Annotated in this window: 14 protein-coding genes and 1 pseudogene; 12 read left to right on the plus strand and 3 right to left on the minus strand. The window is 57.9% G+C overall.

All coding sequences use genetic code 11. The features are described 5' to 3' along the window. Positions 1-129 precede the first annotated feature (129 nt). The 11 genes from VAE55_RS02245 to hypE all read left to right on the plus strand — a co-directional run bounded on the left by VAE55_RS02245 (position 130) and on the right by hypE (position 9,819). The gene (locus VAE55_RS02245) at positions 130-1,101 is read left to right on the plus strand and encodes a hydrogenase (RefSeq protein ID WP_012258627.1); all 972 of its coding nucleotides are present in this window, start codon (positions 130-132) and stop codon (positions 1,099-1,101) included. Positions 1,102-1,119: 18 nt separating this feature from the next. Continuing rightward, positions 1,120-2,757, plus strand: coding sequence for a nickel-dependent hydrogenase large subunit (locus VAE55_RS02250; RefSeq protein WP_322814197.1), 1,638 nt, complete (start codon positions 1,120-1,122; stop codon positions 2,755-2,757). Between the two features lie 106 nt (positions 2,758-2,863). After that, positions 2,864-3,379 (plus strand): hydrogenase maturation protease, encoded by a 516-nt coding sequence (locus tag VAE55_RS02255; RefSeq protein WP_322814198.1) that lies wholly within the window; start codon positions 2,864-2,866, stop codon positions 3,377-3,379. Then, entirely contained in the window at positions 3,360-3,671 is a 312-nt protein-coding gene (locus tag VAE55_RS02260; RefSeq protein ID WP_322814199.1) for a hydrogenase maturation protease, read from the plus strand. The genes VAE55_RS02255 and VAE55_RS02260 overlap by 20 nt, the downstream gene beginning before the upstream one ends. Further along, positions 3,668-4,918 (plus strand): hypothetical protein, encoded by a 1,251-nt coding sequence (locus VAE55_RS02265; protein WP_322814200.1) that lies wholly within the window; start codon positions 3,668-3,670, stop codon positions 4,916-4,918. Before VAE55_RS02260 ends, VAE55_RS02265 begins: the two co-directional genes overlap by 4 nt. Next, positions 4,890-5,252 carry a hypothetical protein gene (locus tag VAE55_RS02270; RefSeq protein ID WP_322814201.1) on the plus strand — a complete coding sequence of 121 codons (363 nt, stop codon included), beginning with the start codon at positions 4,890-4,892 and terminating at the stop codon, positions 5,250-5,252. Before VAE55_RS02265 ends, VAE55_RS02270 begins: the two co-directional genes overlap by 29 nt. 13 nt (positions 5,253-5,265) lie before the next feature. Further along, complete coding sequence (locus VAE55_RS02275) at positions 5,266-6,123, plus strand: NifU family protein (protein ID WP_322814202.1); 858 nt, start codon at positions 5,266-5,268, stop codon at positions 6,121-6,123. Next, entirely contained in the window at positions 6,120-7,232 is a 1,113-nt protein-coding gene (locus tag VAE55_RS02280) for a hypothetical protein (RefSeq protein WP_322814203.1), read from the plus strand. Before VAE55_RS02275 ends, VAE55_RS02280 begins: the two co-directional genes overlap by 4 nt. A 94-nt stretch (positions 7,233-7,326) precedes the next feature. Then, positions 7,327-7,599 carry a HypC/HybG/HupF family hydrogenase formation chaperone gene (locus VAE55_RS02285; RefSeq protein WP_012258619.1) on the plus strand — a complete coding sequence of 91 codons (273 nt, stop codon included), beginning with the start codon at positions 7,327-7,329 and terminating at the stop codon, positions 7,597-7,599. Then, positions 7,586-8,701, plus strand: a complete 1,116-nt coding sequence (hypD, locus tag VAE55_RS02290; protein WP_322814204.1) for a hydrogenase formation protein HypD — start codon at positions 7,586-7,588, stop codon at positions 8,699-8,701. Before VAE55_RS02285 ends, hypD begins: the two co-directional genes overlap by 14 nt. 62 nt (positions 8,702-8,763) lie before the next feature. Beyond that, the gene (gene hypE, locus VAE55_RS02295; protein ID WP_322814205.1) at positions 8,764-9,819 is read left to right on the plus strand and encodes a hydrogenase expression/formation protein HypE; all 1,056 of its coding nucleotides are present in this window, start codon (positions 8,764-8,766) and stop codon (positions 9,817-9,819) included. 430 nt (positions 9,820-10,249) lie between these two features. Here hypE and VAE55_RS19080 read toward each other — a convergent pair. The 3 genes and pseudogenes from VAE55_RS19080 to VAE55_RS02310 all read right to left on the minus strand — a co-directional run bounded on the left by VAE55_RS19080 (position 10,250) and on the right by VAE55_RS02310 (position 12,480). Next, positions 10,250-10,636: pseudogene (locus tag VAE55_RS19080) on the minus strand (type II toxin-antitoxin system VapC family toxin). 1,061 nt (positions 10,637-11,697) lie between these two features. Beyond that, the gene (locus VAE55_RS02305; protein WP_322814207.1) at positions 11,698-11,841 is read right to left on the minus strand and encodes a transposase DNA-binding-containing protein; all 144 of its coding nucleotides are present in this window, start codon (positions 11,839-11,841) and stop codon (positions 11,698-11,700) included. Positions 11,842-12,261: 420 nt separating this feature from the next. Then, positions 12,262-12,480, minus strand: coding sequence for a hypothetical protein (locus tag VAE55_RS02310; protein ID WP_322814208.1), 219 nt, complete (start codon positions 12,478-12,480; stop codon positions 12,262-12,264). Between the two features lie 28 nt (positions 12,481-12,508). Between VAE55_RS02310 and VAE55_RS02315 the strand changes: the two genes are divergently transcribed. Then, the gene (locus VAE55_RS02315) at positions 12,509-15,511 is read left to right on the plus strand and encodes a leucine--tRNA ligase (protein ID WP_322814209.1); all 3,003 of its coding nucleotides are present in this window, start codon (positions 12,509-12,511) and stop codon (positions 15,509-15,511) included. The last annotated feature ends 38 nt before the right edge of the window (positions 15,512-15,549 follow it).

Here is a 15,549-nt window from a genome sequence, read left to right on the forward strand (position 1 = left end):
CCTGCAAGAGTGACTAAACCGGGTACAAGACCAGATGCGAACACGATCATCAAACGCAAAAACCCCATCAGCGTAAAGCTGTTTTTGATAAGGAAGTCTAGCGTCTTGAGAGGTGAAGGAGGCGGTTCAATGGCAACATTGCTCTGGTTACAGGGTGGCGCCTGTAGCGGCAACACGATGTCATTCCTCAATGCCGAGGAACCAAGTGCGTGTGATCTGGTTACCGATTTTGGCATTGAGATTCTGTGGCACCCGTCGCTCGGCATGGAATTGGGCGAAAACGCCAAGCGCATCTTTCACGATTGCGCCAGCGGCGCTCGTCCACTCGACATCTTTGTCTTCGAGGGTACGGTGATCCAGGCCCCGAACGGCACTGGCCGCTACAACATGTTTGCCGACCGCCCAATGCAAGAGTGGGTGCGCGAGCTGGCTGCGCAGGCCAGCATTGTGGTCGCCATCGGTGATTGCGCTTGCTGGGGCGGCATCCCGGCCATGGCCCCCAACCCCAGCCAGTCCACCGGTCTTCAGTTTCACAAGCGCGAGCTGGGCGGCTTCCTCGGCCCCAACTGGCGCTCGAAGGCCGGTCTGCCGGTGATTAACATTCCCGGCTGTCCGGCTCACCCCGACTGGGTGACCCAGATTCTGGTCGCGGTTGCCAGTGGTCGCGCTGCTGACATCGCCCTCGACGATCTGCAACGTCCGCAGACCTTCTTTACCAGCTTCACCCAAACCGGCTGTACACGGGTGCAATTTTTCGAGTACAAGCAATCAACGCTCGAATTTGGGCAGGGCACGCGCACCGGCTGTCTCTTCTACGAGTTTGGTTGTCGTGGCCCGATGACTCGCTCACCCTGCAATCGCATTCTCTGGAACCGCCAGTCATCGAAGACCCGCGCCGGTATGCCCTGTACGGGTTGTACCGAACCGGAGTTTCCCTTCTTCGATCTTGCACCCGGCACCGTCTTCAAAACCCAAAAGATCAGCGGGGCGATCCCGAAAGAGGTACCGACCGGAACCGATCCGATCAGCTATATGGCACTGGCCGCAGCCGCTCGTGTTGCTGCGCCCAAGTGGGCCAAAGAAGATATGTTCGTTGTGTAGTAAGGGGAGAAGCTGGCAATGGTTAATATCATCGAGAATCCGGCAACACTGAGCGGTCGTGATTTGCGCATCAGCCCACTTGGCCGTGTCGAAGGTGACCTCGATCTGCGTGTGGCCATCCGCGACGGCGTTGTCACCAGTGCGTGGACTGAAGCCTCAATGTTTCGCGGCTTCGAGATTATTCTGAAGGGCAAAGACCCGCAGGCCGGGTTGATCGTCACCCCTCGCATCTGTGGTATTTGCGGCGGTAGCCATCTGACCAAAGCCGTGTATGCGCTGGACACCGCATGGCAGACCGAGCTGCCACCCAATGCCACCCTGATCCGCAACATCGCCCAGGCGTGCGAGACCTTGCAGAGCATTCCGCGCTGGTTCTACGCCCTCTTCGCCATCGATGTGACGAACAAGAAGTACGCCCATCTGCCCGAATACGATGAGGCGGTGCGCCGCTTCGCGCCCTTCGTCGGCACCAGTTACGAGCACGGGGTGACCCTCTCGAATAAGCCGGTAGAGATTTACGCTATCTTCGGCGGCCAGTGGCCTCACTCCAGTTTCATGATCCCCGGCGGTGTCATGTGTGCGCCAACGCTGGCCGATGTGACCCGCGCCATCGCTATTCTTGAGTACTGGAAAGACGAATGGCTGGAGAAGAAGTGGCTCGGCTGTTCGGTTGAGCGCTGGCTGCAAAACAAGAGCTGGGCCGATGTGATGGAATGGATGCACGAGAACGAGCGCCATTACAATTCCGACTGCGGCTTCTTCCTGCGCTTCGCGATGGCCGCCGGTCTCGACAAATATGGCGCCGGGTGGAATAACTATCTTGCCACCGGTACCTACTTCCACCCCGAACTGTACGCTCGCCCCACTATCGAAGGGCGCAACGCTGCCCTGATTGCCCGTTCCGGCGTCTACGTGAACGGTCAGTTCTACGACTTCGATCAGGCTCAGGTCCGCGAAGATGTCAGCCACGCCTTCTACGAGGGGAACCATGTCTTGCACCCATTTGAGGGTCGTACTGAACCAATTGACCCGGAAGCTGGTCGGCGGCAGGGCAAGTACACCTGGGCCAAAGCTCCCCGCTATCTCATTCCCGGTGTGGGCAGCCATCCGCTGGAGGCCGGCCCGCTGGCGCGCCAGGTGATTGCCGGTCGTCTAGGCGCTGCCGACTGGCAGGACTACGATCCGCTCTTCCTCGATGCCGTAACCACCGTCGGTCCGAGTGTGTTGGTGCGGGTGATGGCTCGGATGCACGAAGCACCGAAATACTACAAGCTGGTGCGCAAATGGCTCGATCAGATCAACCTGCACGAGAAGTTCTACATCAAGCCAAAAGAACTACCGGAAGGGCGTGGTTTTGGCTCAACTGAAGCTGCTCGTGGCAGCCTCTCCGACTGGATCGTTTTGAAGGACGGTAAGATCGAGAATTATCAGGTGATTACACCGACGGCGTGGAACATCGGTCCACGTGATAGCCGCGAGGTCAATGGGCCGATGGAACAGGCATTCCTCGGCGCTCCCATCGCCGACCCCAACGATCCGGTCGAACTTGGTCATGTGGCGCGGAGCTACGATTCATGCCTTGTTTGTACAGTACACGCCTACGACGAGAAGACCGGCAAGGAGTGGGCCCGGTTCCGCATTGGTGAAGGCGCGTAGCAGGAGCAAGCGCACAGGAACGTCTGCACCGGTACTGGTCACCATGCCGGTGCAGACGAACTCGCATTGTTCGTGCTGGCAATAGGTGAACAGGCACGATCACGGTATGGCTGAACAGTTGCTGATAATCGGGTGTGGCAATCTGCTGCGCGGCGATGATGCCGTCGGGCCGGTGCTGGTGCGGCGAGTGCTGGAACTGGGGTTGCCGCCTGGCGTCGGTATCGCCGATGCCGGTACCAGCGGGATGGATGTTGCCTTTCGTATGCGCAGCGTCGAGACAGTCGTTCTGGTTGACGCTGCCCGCACCGGCGCCGACCCCGGCACGATCTATTACGTACCGGGGTCTGTCGTTGAACACCTGCCACCTCTCAGCGGGATCAATCTGCACGCCTTTCGCTGGGATCATGCACTGGCGTTCGGGCGCTGGTTACTCAAAGACGAGTATCCCCGTTCAGTGCAGGTCTATTTGATCGAAGGGGTCGATTTCACAATTGGCGCTCCGCTTAGTCCGGCTGTGGCAGCCCGCATGGAAGACCTGGCCCGTCATCTCAGCCACAACCCGTGGCAGCCGTACCTTGGACATGCGATTAATGAACAACATAATGGAGACCTGGCAGCTTGAATTAACCGCGCAGGGCTATCTGCATCTACCCGCAGCCCTGGCCCAACGCTACTTTCCAACCGATTTGCTGGTTGTCCTTCCTCAGGCCGACGAAATCTGGTTGGTGCCGTTACGGGGTCCGGCTGCGGGTGGCTTGCTGCTCAAACAACGCAACGCCCGTGGTGATCGCAGTGTGCTGATCTGGGGAGCATTACCCCCGGCAACACCACCCGGTTACCGGTCTGCCGTTTGGGATGCTACCAACGGGGTCTTGCGGATGTCGTTGCAACCAGTAGCCGAGGAGACCGTATGAACCAGCTCGCCATTCGGCCCCAACCACTCGGTATTTTTGCCTTACCGTCCGGCTACCTCGTCCTGCCGCCAACCGACGAACCATGCGCGGCAACTGCCCTGGCTGCTCTGCTCCGTGGTACCACTCCCACTGAATGGCCGCAAGCCTGGCAATTCTACGCCCACGCGCTGGACGGAAATATCACAGCAGCTCTCGAAGCCTTACCGTCGTCGCCAGAACCACTTGCCATCTACAATCGCTATGTCTTGACCGGTTCCCACATCGATCATCTGGCGCTGCACATCATGCTCGACGGTGAACTGGCCTGTTTGCACGATGTCGCAGCGTTTACCATGGGGCAGCGCCAGGAACCACCACCAATGGATCAGGCCACCGGCGAAATTCGGGCGCTCTGTCTGATTGCCCACGCAGCGGCAGCAATTGAGCGCGGCGAACCGACTGCTGCCGACCATTACTTTGCCGACGCCATTGCTGCGGCTACGCCGGTCTCACCGACGCTGGCGGGACAGATTTACCTCAATCGGGCTGAACTGGCGATGCAAACCGGCGGCGACGTATCGCTGATCACGCGCTGGCTGCAACAGGCGCTCGACCTGATTCCGGCTGAAGGCGGTTCCGATATGCGCGCCCGTGCCGCGCTGCAATTGGGGCAAATCCTGCAAGAGTACGCCGGCGGGCAACGCGGCCCACTCCAGGCCGCAGTCCGTTGTTATCAAGAGGCACTCCGCTTCTTTCAGCGCGAGACCCATCCGCTTGAGTTTGCATTCATCCAGAACAATCTGGCCCTGGCGTACCTGGCGATGCCGATGACTGATGCCGGAGACCGGCTCCGGGGAGCGATTGCTGTCCAGGCACTGCGCGCCGCGCTGAGCATCTACGATCCCGAACAACATCCTCAGGAATGGACGAGCGCCCGCCTGAATCTGGCGAATGCGCTGCAATATGTCCACTCCGCCCGCCCTGCTGATCACCTGCTCGAAGCCGTTGCCATTTACGAAGACCTGCTTCATCGGCGCGATCCGGCGACCGATCCGGGCGGGTATGCCCGTATTCTGGCCAATCTGGGCAACGCCCTTGCTCACCTCGGCGTCTTTGCCGAAGCCCGCGAGCGACTCAACGCAGCCGCAGCACTGTTCGATCAACTTGGTGACGAGACGGCTCTAGCGACGGTGCGTGAACTACTGGCCAACATCGCCATCTGTGAAGCTCAGGGAAATTATGGAAGCCTATCAACGCCAACAGTTTGATCTTCTCCTGATGATGGCGGTCGATCACTTCGTCGAACGCATTGTGCAGCGGTGTGCCGGCGCAGAAAATGCCCTTGTGCGCTTGCGTAGCGATCCCCAGGGGGAAGGCATCTGGCTCGACCGGTTTGTGGCTGCGATCTTTCAAGACTTTTTGCTCGACAACGTTGCCGGCGCGTGTTTCGTGCTGCAAGGATTGGCTCAGCGCACAATTAGTCCACCACCCGCCGGAACAATCGACTCAGTGTTGCAAACGATGGCCAGACAGGCGTTCGCCGAATTGCTGGCCATGCGAAGCGAAGAAGTGCTCGAACAGATGATTGGCTATGCCGGCTAGAGATGAGACGGGTATGACCCAACAACTTCCTGCCACCGATGACCTTGAACAGATTGCAGCGCGGGTTGATGCCGCAGTCGCGGCTGTAGCCGGTCTGGAACCTGCGGCTCAGGCCGTCGCGCTTGAGCTAAAACAGGCCATCGAGGCATTTCACAAACTGGCGCTCACGACGATGGTTCGCCATCTGAAGCTCGATCCACGCGGCAAAGAGTTGCTGCTCGAACTGGTTGCCGATCCTGCCGTGTACGCCATGCTGCTGATGCACGGTATCGTGCGCACCGATCCCATCACCCGCGCCCGCCGCGTGCTCGATAGCGCCCGCCCCTACATGCAGTCACACGGTGGTGATGCCGAGCTGATTGACGTTCGCGATGGGGTGGCCTACCTGCGCCTGCATGGTTCGTGCAATGGCTGCTCGCTGTCGGCATTTACGCTGCGCAAACACGTCGAAGAGGTACTCTTGCGCGAAGTGCCGGAGATTACTCGTCTCGAAGTGGTAAACGATCAGCCGGCACCGGCTATGTTACGCGCTGAAGCCCAAACCCATCCCGATCCGGCAAAAGGATGGGTGCAGGGACCGGCAGTCACTGCTGTTCCGCCAGGGCAAATGATCAGTTTCACCACCGGCCAGACCAGCGTGCTAATTGTCAATCTGGAGAATCGTTTGAGCGCTTACCGCAACGCATGTGCTCATCAGGGTCGCCCGCTCGACGGCGGCGTCCTCGATCCCGCCAATGGCACCCTCACCTGCCCATGGCACGGCTTTTGCTTCGACGTGACCAGTGGTGAATGTCTGACTGCACCCCAGGCCCAACTCGAACCGTTTCCATTGCGGGTGGTGGATGGGATGATCTGGGTACGACCATTATGATCACGCTGCAAACAATGCGCTGGCTGGGAGCACCGGCACCAGGCGGACTGGCGTTGCCAGCAGCAGACGCCGCGCCGACAAATCTCTATGCGCCACGTGGTATCTATCTCGACCAGCAGCGCCTGATCGCCGTTGACACCGGCAATCATCGGGTATTGATCTGGCAACAGCTCCCGGTGCGCGATCATCAACCCGCCGATCTCGTGCTTGGGCAGCCCGACTTCACGCACGAAGGGCCACGTGCAGCCGGACGTGGCCCGGCCAACGGATTTCACGTGCCGACCGGAGTCACGGTAGCTGAAGGGCGACTCTACCTTGCCGATGCCTGGCATCATCGTGTATTATGTTGGCATCGATTTCCCGAACGATCCGACACACCACCTGACAGTGTCATCGGCCAGGCGAACCTACTTGAGATTGAGCCAAACCGTGGTGGCGCAGTTGGACCTACGACACTGTACTGGCCGTATGGAGTAGCTTGGATCGCGGGCTGGTTTTATATCGCAGATACCGGCAATCGCCGGGTGCTGGGATGGCGCGGACTACCAGAACCCGATCAACCGCCCGATCTGATTCTGGGGCAACCGGATGGATGGAGCAATGCGGAAAATCGTGGTGGCCCGCCGACGGCGCACAGCTTTCGCTGGCCGCACGCCCTGGCCGGCGATGGTACCACGCTCTACGTTGCCGATGCCGGGAATCACCGCGTTTTAGCCTGGATACCACCACCAATCAATGACCGACCGGCTGATCTGGTCTTGGGGCAAACCGATATGCAAAGCGCGTTTGAACAACCACACGTACCCCAGGGAGCGCACCGCCTCCGCTTTCCCTACGCAGTTGCCTGTACTGCGGATCGACTATGCGTAGCCGATACGGCAAACAATCGGCTCCTGGTCTGGCAACCTCTCCCGCGTCACGGGGCCGGGCTTCCGGCCCAGGCCGTCTTCGGCCAGGCCGACTTTGCCGGTAGTGGGGAAAACCGCTGGCAAGCCATCGCTTCCGACACCCTCTGCTGGCCCTACGGCCTGTGTGCGCACCAGCAGTGGCTGGCCATCGCCGATTCGGGCAACAATCGAATCATCATCGGGCAATGGGCGGATGGGTAGGCAAAGGCAAAACCTGCGCCCATCCCAGGAGAAAGGTTGTGAATAGCAAAAATCGCACGACTCCTGTCTGACGATATGTGAAAGGAATGATCGTATGTGTCTTGGCATACCCGGTCGAATCATCGAGATTTACGACAACGGCCTCACCCGGATGGGCAAAGTCGACTTCAACGGCATCGTCAAAGAGGTCTGCCTGGCCTACCTGCCCGAATTGCAGGTCGGCGATTACACCATTGTGCATGTTGGATTTGCCATCACCCGTCTCGACGAGGAGTCGGCCCGCGAAACGCTGGCCCTCTTCCAATCGCTCGGTGTGCTCGAAGAGGAGCTAAATCCGACAGCGGAGGATCAGCATGAAGTATCTTGACGAATTTCGTGATCCTGAACTGGCCCGCCGCATGTTCGATCAGATTCGACGCATCACCACCCGCCCCTGGGCGATTATGGAGGTTTGCGGCGGTCAAACGCACTCGATCATCCGCAACGGCATCGACCAGCTCTTGCCGCCGGAGATTGAACTGATCCACGGCCCCGGCTGCCCGGTCTGCGTCACACCGCTGGAGGTTATTGATAAAGCGTTAGCGATTGCAGCACGGCCCGGTGTCATCTTCTGTTCATTCGGCGACATGCTGCGCGTGCCCGGCAGTCGCAAAGACCTCTTTCGGGTCAAGAGCGAAGGTGGCGATGTGCGCGTTGTCTACTCGCCGCTCGATGCCGTCAAACTGGCCCAACAAAACCCCGACCGTGAAGTCGTCTTTTTTGCTATCGGCTTCGAGACAACTGCCCCTGCCAATGCGATGGCCGTCTACCAGGCGGCCCGCCTCGGCCTGAAGAACTTCTCGCTGCTGGTATCTCACGTGCTGGTGCCACCGGCGATCCGGGCGATTATGGAATCGCCTTCTAACCGCGTCCAGGGATTTCTGGCCGCCGGCCATGTCTGTAGTGTGATGGGAACAGATGAGTACCGCCCACTCGTTGAACAGTACCGCGTACCGATTGTGGTCACCGGCTTCGAGCCACTCGATGTGTTAGAGGGTATTCGCCGCGTCATTCTTCAGCTCGAACAGGGCAAAGCAGAGCTTGACAATGCCTATGAGCGGGCCGTGCGCCCAGAAGGCAACGTGGCCGCCAAACAGATGCTGGCCGACGTTTTCACCGTCACCGACCGGGCATGGCGCGGGATCGGGGTGATTCCCCGCAGTGGCTGGAAGTTGAGCGAGCGGTACGCCGCTTTCGATGCTGAACAGCGCTTCGATGTCAGCGACATCCAGACCACCGAGTCGGCACTATGCCGGAGTGGTGAGGTGTTGCAGGGACGCCTGAAACCCAACCAGTGCTCGGCATTTGGCAAGGAGTGTACGCCTCGCACCCCGCTCGGCGCGACCATGGTCTCAAGTGAAGGTGCCTGCGCGGCGTACTACCAGTACGGACGATTCGTTCCGGTTAACCAGGTTGGCGTGACCGGCTAACGCTACCGGCATCACGATACGCTGATCGCCACAGTACACAGAAACCATAGCGGACAATGCCTATGCACGAACCACTCGACTTCAGCGGCTGGACATGTCCGGCTCCACTGCGCGACTACCCGACAGTTGTGATGGGCCACGGTGCCGGCGGTAAGCTCTCCGCCGAGCTGATCAATCATCTCTTCCTGCCAGCCTTTGGTCAACCTGCTCGCCCACTGGCCGATGCGGCCATCACCGAGATTGGCAATAACCGTCTGGTCATCTCCACCGACAGCTTCGTTGTGCGACCGCTCTTCTTTCCAGGGGGCAACATCGGCGAACTGGCCGTCAACGGCACCATCAACGACATTGCCATGATGGGAGCGCAGCCCCTGGCGCTGACCGCCAGCTTCATTCTGGAAGAGGGCATGCCACTGTCGCAACTCGGCGTAATTGCCGAGAGCATGGGACGTGCCGCTCGTCAGGCCGGCGTCACCCTGATTGCCGGCGACACCAAAGTTGTTGACCGTGGCCACGGTGATGGGGTCTACATTACAACAACCGGTTTCGGCCTCTTTCCGGCAGGCGTAACGATTGGCCCGGAACAGGCCCGTCCTGGTGATGCGATCATCGTCAGCGGAGCCATCGGCATACACGGTGTTGCCATCCTGAGCGTGCGCGAAGGGATTGAATTCGGCGCCCCGGTCGTCTCCGACACGGCTGCCCTGCATGATTTGGTACGCACAATGATTGCCAGTGGCGCACGCATTCACACACTCCGCGATCCGACACGGGGTGGCGTTGCGGCAGCGCTCAACGAAATTGCCCAAACCGCCGGGATTGGGGTTGAGATTGTTGAACGTGATATTCCCATTCCACCCACAGTCCAGGCCGCCTGCGAGTTACTCGGCATGGACCCATTACACATTGCCAACGAAGGCAAACTGATTGCCTTCGTCGAACGCAGCGATGCAGATCACCTGCTGAGCGTCATGCGATCACATCCGTTAGGGCGCGAGGCTGCCCTGATCGGCTATGCAACCGCCGATCATCCCGGCGTCGTGGTTGCCCGTACCGGCATTGGTGGCACGCGCGTCGTTGACACCTTGATCGGCGAGCAACTGCCACGCATTTGTTGAGCGCATTGGCTGCGATACTGAAGATCGCCGGATGGGGCGGGTGAAGGCAATGCCTTCGCCTGCTTCTTTATATCAATGACACCAAATCAAATGGTATAGAAATCCTGCCTCCATCCTGGCAGCGCGAGCCTCCGGCTCACTTGAGAACGCTCGCCGCCCCTGGCAGCGCGAACCTCCGACTCACTTGAGAACGCTCGCCGCCTCTGGCAGCACGAACCTCCGCACAGGCTCTAGCGATGGCTACTGTCATTGGGGAACGTAAAACTATGCTTCAGATGGATGGATACTTGCTGTCGATTGGTGGTGCGGTATGATTATTACGCACCGGGCATATTGTCTTGCCGCCATCATTCTCTAATGTATTAACCTAATTTTGAAATGACTCCTGGTAAATGTTTTTTTAAAATAGATTCTAGTCAGTGCTCTATCATTACCAAACAACCTGCACGCCATACCTGGCAATGTTTGGGTCTGCACTTACAAGAGCTACTCCTTCAATAATAGCCTGAGCAACCAACAATCGGTCGAAGGGGTCTTTGTGATGAGCAGGCAAATTCTCTAATGCCAACGTATGTTCCAGAGTAACGGGCAAGATCTCAATGTTGTTAGTTCGCCTTTGACTTTCGACAATTTCTCTCAAGGGTAAAGCCAGTCGAAGTTTGCCCAACTAGAGCTTGATTTGCATTTCCCACACGCTGACCACGCTGAGCAGCAAAACATTCTGGTGATCCTGACAAAATGTCAAAGCCCGGGGCGAAAGTTTGACAGGTGCGCTATCCCACCAGATAAACGTATGCGTGTCCAGAAGCAATTTCATGCGCTGCCCATCCAGAACTCGTCAGCCAAAGGGTCATCGAAGTCGAAACTCGTCCACATAGCTCCGGCGTGTAAACCCGCCACCCGAGAAGCTATAGGCACAAGGCGGGCAATGGGTTCGTTTCCATCAGTGAGGACCCACTCTTCCCCTAAGGCGATCTGAGCAAGCAACTCTTGTAATCGCGTCTGGACTTCCTTTACATCTATTTATTTGGTCAGCATGAACCTTTCTCCTTTGAACCGTTTGGTGGACACGTTACGCTCGCTGACTATGATTTAGGCGTCTTCCATCTGTTATGCCGACCAGGATACCTGGCCAGATTACACCAGGACATCCATATGGTTGTATATGCCTACCGGTTGAGCGACGTAGAGAATACCAGTGCCAGCCATACTCCTTGCGTTTCCTGCTTCAACATATCACGCTACTGCTCTCATCGTCAAGAGGCGATCTTGTAAACATCATTCTAAACCCTCGTTCAGGTGTGCACCGACATCCGCCTGAATCACACTTTCATCCGTGTCGAAAAAGCGTTATGCTCTACAACAAACATCACCCGATGCGATAGACGGTGCTGTGGTTGCTGCCCGTCGGAGTCTGGTAGCACTGCCACATCTCCACCACAATCTCAACCCAGGCACCGGCAGACCTGCGGTTTAGCTGTCGGAAACCCGGCACGATTGACACTGCTCATGCCGTTAGGAATACGGTGGTGGCTATTATCGGCTGTGCGCATATGTTGATGTTCTGGCTGCGCTATGGTTGTGGGTGAAGGGCATCGAACGGTGAACACCGCCGGTGTGCGACAGCAGTGGCATAACGGAATACGTACCGTACTCTTCTGGGCGTGGACGACCAGAACCCATGTGCGCAGTTGAATGCCTGCACTATGATAGAGTTCAACAACGGTATCATTCGTTTGGAAGCGAAACTGTCCCCACAACCGGGCCGTCAAAGGTTGGCAGTGGGTAACCGCTAGAGAATGTTATAGACTTTTAGGTTCTGCTCTGTATCATGATACCCCAATTATACGATCAGAACTCAGAAGTCCACAACAGGCTCTAGGCCCCGTTGGTGGCTACCCGGCTCCCGCACGCCTGCGGCACGCTGGTGGTCGGCTGCGCAGCTAACGCCTCGACCAGACGCATCAGACGCCGATGCACACGGGCATCACCGAGGCGGGCGTCGCGCAGTTCGTGTGGCATCCTATGATTGTATCGTCACGTCACCCTGCCTCCTTTCCAATGACTCCTCATACGACGACCACAATCTGCACGTGAATCCGAGTTGTGGGTAATGCATTGCCGCTGGAGGCTGGGCTCATCTCAAATCTGGTTTGAGAAACGTCATCGCTCGTAATCGCACCATAACCCCGACAACGACCTGATCGCGGAGACGGAGAATCGCTATTCCATTGAAAAAGCTGTGGTATCGCCAGAATGGATATAGTTTCCCAACCGGATGACCTGCAACGCATAGTTTGGCGTGCGACACGGGTACCTCTGGCTGGCAACGGCATTGTCTCTGAAGCGTGTTCCCGCCGCGTGCTGAGCGGGAACACCGGTTCGGCACTTCCGCACCCAGGGATCGTGGCAGGGTGGTCGTCGGATCACAGGTCATGAACGCTATGACACCAGATGTGATACGATACAACCCTCTTTGCCTCTGTAGTGCCCCTCCCGGCAATCACTTTTTTGCGCCAAATCTTCAGATGATGCTATAATGCAACCAATATCTGCACGCTCTAATGATCGAAACTTGTAGCGGAAGGAGGTGAGCATATGGCAGACCCCAGCCTTGATGACCTTTGTTGCCATCAGCATTTGTGTTTGTTCCGTCTTCATTTGCTCACCTCTGGAGGTATCACACCGTATGAGCGACGTCAAAGTAGAAAAAACTCCGATTGAACGCTACGATCCTGCCGCAATTGAGACCAAATGGCAGAACCGTTGGGCTGCCGACCAACTGTACCGCACACCACCTATTGATCCCGCGAAACCAAAATATTATGTGCTTGATTTCTACCCCTATCCCAGTGGCGATGGTCTGAGCGTCGGGCACTGTCGTAATTACGTCCCAACCGATGTCGTCGCACGCTACTACCGCATGCGCGGCTACAACGTCTTGCATCCGATGGGGTGGGATGCTTTTGGCCTGCCAACTGAAAATGCTGCGATTAAGACCAAAACCAATCCGGCGGTATTGACCCGCCGCTACAGCGCCAACTACAAACGGCAGCTGAATATGCTCGGCCTCAGTTACGACTGGGACCGTGAAATTACGTCTTCCGAACCCGATTACTATCACTGGACACAGTGGATTTTCCTGCGCCTTTACCACTCGTGGTACGACCGGCGGGTTGATAAGGCGCGTCCCATCCACGAGCTGGAAGCTGAACTGGCCGAATATGGCACCAGCCGTCTTGATCTGCCACTCACCGAACCCCAGGTCACAGCGGAAGAGTGGCACCAGGCCACGCCCTTGCAACGACAAGAGATTCTGCGCCGTTTTCGGCTGGCCTACCGCAGCGAAGCCGTTGTTAACTGGGACCCGGTGGATAAGACCGTGCTGGCCAACGAAGAGGTCTTACCCGACGGGACGGCATGGCGGAGCGGCGCCAAAGTTGAGCGCAAGGTACTCAAACAGTGGTTTTTCCGCATTACAGCTTACGCCGATCGTCTGGATCGCGATCTGGACACAGTCGACTGGCCGGCGAAGATCGTCACCATGCAGCGCAACTGGATCGGGCGCTCGCGTGGTGCCGAGGTCGTCTTCCACACCGAAGCCGGCGATCCCATTATTGTGTTCACGACTCGTCCCGACACGCTGTGGGGTGCCACCTTCATGGTGCTCTCGCCCGAACATCCGCTGGTCGCGAAGCTGACGACGGATGCTCAGCGTGAACAGGTCGAAGCGTATATTGCGCAGGCTCGTAATCGCCCCACAACAACGGCAGTTGCTGAAGAGAAGGAAAAAACTGGTGTCTGGACCGGTAGCTACGCGATCAATCCGGTAAACGGAGTCCGCATTCCGATCTGGATCGCCGATTACGTGTTGATGGGGTACGGCACCGGTGCCATTATGGCGGTACCGGCCCACGACGAGCGCGACTTTGCCTTTGCGATCACGTATGGGCTGCCGATTATTCCGGTTATCGCCCGTTCTGATCAGGCAGCACGTTCTCTGGTGCGTGCCGGTACTGTGACTGATGATACGGCGGCGGCATTGCAGGCCGCAGGCTTTACCGTCACCCTGCAAGACAATGGCGACCTGCTGGTCGAATTGACCGCTGATCGCGCTGCTGAGTATGCCGCGCTAATCCAGCCCCGCTTGCGTTCAGATTGGACTGAGGTGGCCGGATCGGGCTGGCTCTTCATCTTCCCCGATGAGATCATCGCTCTTGACTCGATAGCCGCCGATGAGCGCATTACAGCACGGTTGCGCGAGGGAACCGGTAATACCCATCTGCCAACGGCAATGGCCTATCTGCATAGTATCGCCACCTACCGCGATCTCGTGTATCACGACGAGTATGGCGTACCGATCCACTCTGGCCCGATCAACGGCGTACCGGCAGATCAGGCGGTAGAGCAGGCCATCGCCTACCTCGAACAGCAACGCATCGGCAAAGGTCGTACCAACTACAAGATGCGGGACTGGCTGATCAGCCGCCAGCGCTACTGGGGCACACCCATCCCAATCATTCATCGTGAAGATGGGCTTGAGATTGCGCTGGATGATCAGGACTTGCCGCTCACGCTACCGAACGTCGAGAGCTACGAACCAACCGCTACCGGCGAGTCACCACTGGCGCTGATCGACGAATGGGTCAACGTCACTCTCCCCGATGGCAGCCGTGGCCGCCGGGAGACGGATACGATGGGTACGTTTGCCTGTTCGTCATGGTATTTCCTGCGCTTCGCCGACAACCACAACGATCAGGCCCTGGCCAGCCCGGAAGCGCTCAATTACTGGTTGCCGGTTGACATGTACGTCGGTGGCGCTGAACACGCTGTCATGCACCTGCTCTACGCCCGCTTCTGGACGAAGGTGCTCTACGATCTCGGTGTGGTGAATTTCTTTGAACCGTTCACCCGCCTGCGCAATCAAGGTCTGATCCTGGCTCCACCACGCGAGGTGAACGGCGAGATCGTGATCGAAAAGATGTCGAAGTCGAAGGGCAACGTGATTACCCCTGATGAGGTAGTCGCCGAACACGGGGCAGATGCCCTGCGCGGCTACGAAGCCTTCATTTCAGACTTCGAGCTTTCGGTGCCCTGGAGTACCGATGGCGTACCTGGCGTAAAACGGTGGCTCGACCGGGTCTGGCGCATTGTGCTCTTCCCGACGGCTGAACGTGGTCAAACCAGTGCGGTCATGAACGAACGGCAACTACGGCGGGTGACCCATCAGACCATTCAGCGCATAGAAAACGATATTCTGAACTTTAAGTTCAATACGATGGTCGCGGCGCTGATGGAATTCACCAATACCCTCTATCGCGCCCGCGATGCCGGTCTGGCCGGAACACCGGCCTGGCAAGAGGCGATTGAGACACTGCTGCTGCTGATGGCACCGATCACACCGCATATCAGTGAGGAGCTGTGGGCACGTCTCGGCAAACCCTACAGTATCCACCAGCAACGTTGGCCGGTTGCCGATCCGGCAGTCGCCGCCGAGGAAGAGGTTGAGATTGTGGTGCAGGTGAACGGCAAAGTGCGTGGAAAATTGACCGTACCGGTCGATCTCGATGAAGCGCAACTCCGTGAGCTGGCACTGAATAACGAACGGGTACAGCAGTTCATCAATAGCAAACCAATCCAAAACGTGATCGTTGTACCCCGGCGCCTGGTAAATATCGTCGTTGGCGCATAGGTTGCAGTATAGAGGAGGAGAGCCGCTGCCCGGCAACG

Origin of the sequence: Chloroflexus sp. (genome assembly GCF_034432675.1) — a bacterium.
Lineage (GTDB): Bacteria > Chloroflexota > Chloroflexia > Chloroflexales > Chloroflexaceae > Chloroflexus.

Bases quoted from the DNA above. Each gene is read 5' to 3' on its own strand.
- VAE55_RS02280 (WP_322814203.1), top strand. From the start codon at position 6,120: ATGATCACGCTGCAAACAATGCGCTGGCTGGGAGCACCGGCACCAGGC.
- VAE55_RS02265 (WP_322814200.1), top strand. From the start codon at position 3,668: ATGAACCAGCTCGCCATTCGGCCCCAACCACTCGGTATTTTTGCCTTA.
- VAE55_RS02245 (WP_012258627.1), top strand. From the start codon at position 130: ATGGCAACATTGCTCTGGTTACAGGGTGGCGCCTGTAGCGGCAACACG.
- VAE55_RS02285 (WP_012258619.1), top strand. From the start codon at position 7,327: ATGTGTCTTGGCATACCCGGTCGAATCATCGAGATTTACGACAACGGC.
- VAE55_RS02260 (WP_322814199.1), top strand. From the start codon at position 3,360: ATGGAGACCTGGCAGCTTGAATTAACCGCGCAGGGCTATCTGCATCTA.
- VAE55_RS02255 (WP_322814198.1), top strand. From the start codon at position 2,864: ATGGCTGAACAGTTGCTGATAATCGGGTGTGGCAATCTGCTGCGCGGC.
- hypE (WP_322814205.1), top strand. From the start codon at position 8,764: ATGCACGAACCACTCGACTTCAGCGGCTGGACATGTCCGGCTCCACTG.
- VAE55_RS02315 (WP_322814209.1), top strand. From the start codon at position 12,509: ATGAGCGACGTCAAAGTAGAAAAAACTCCGATTGAACGCTACGATCCT.
- VAE55_RS02310 (WP_322814208.1), bottom strand. From the start codon at position 12,480: ATGAAGACGGAACAAACACAAATGCTGATGGCAACAAAGGTCATCAAG.
- hypD (WP_322814204.1), top strand. From the start codon at position 7,586: ATGAAGTATCTTGACGAATTTCGTGATCCTGAACTGGCCCGCCGCATG.
- VAE55_RS02270 (WP_322814201.1), top strand. From the start codon at position 4,890: ATGGAAGCCTATCAACGCCAACAGTTTGATCTTCTCCTGATGATGGCG.
- VAE55_RS02250 (WP_322814197.1), top strand. From the start codon at position 1,120: ATGGTTAATATCATCGAGAATCCGGCAACACTGAGCGGTCGTGATTTG.
- VAE55_RS02305 (WP_322814207.1), bottom strand. From the start codon at position 11,841: ATGCCACACGAACTGCGCGACGCCCGCCTCGGTGATGCCCGTGTGCAT.
- VAE55_RS02275 (WP_322814202.1), top strand. From the start codon at position 5,266: ATGACCCAACAACTTCCTGCCACCGATGACCTTGAACAGATTGCAGCG.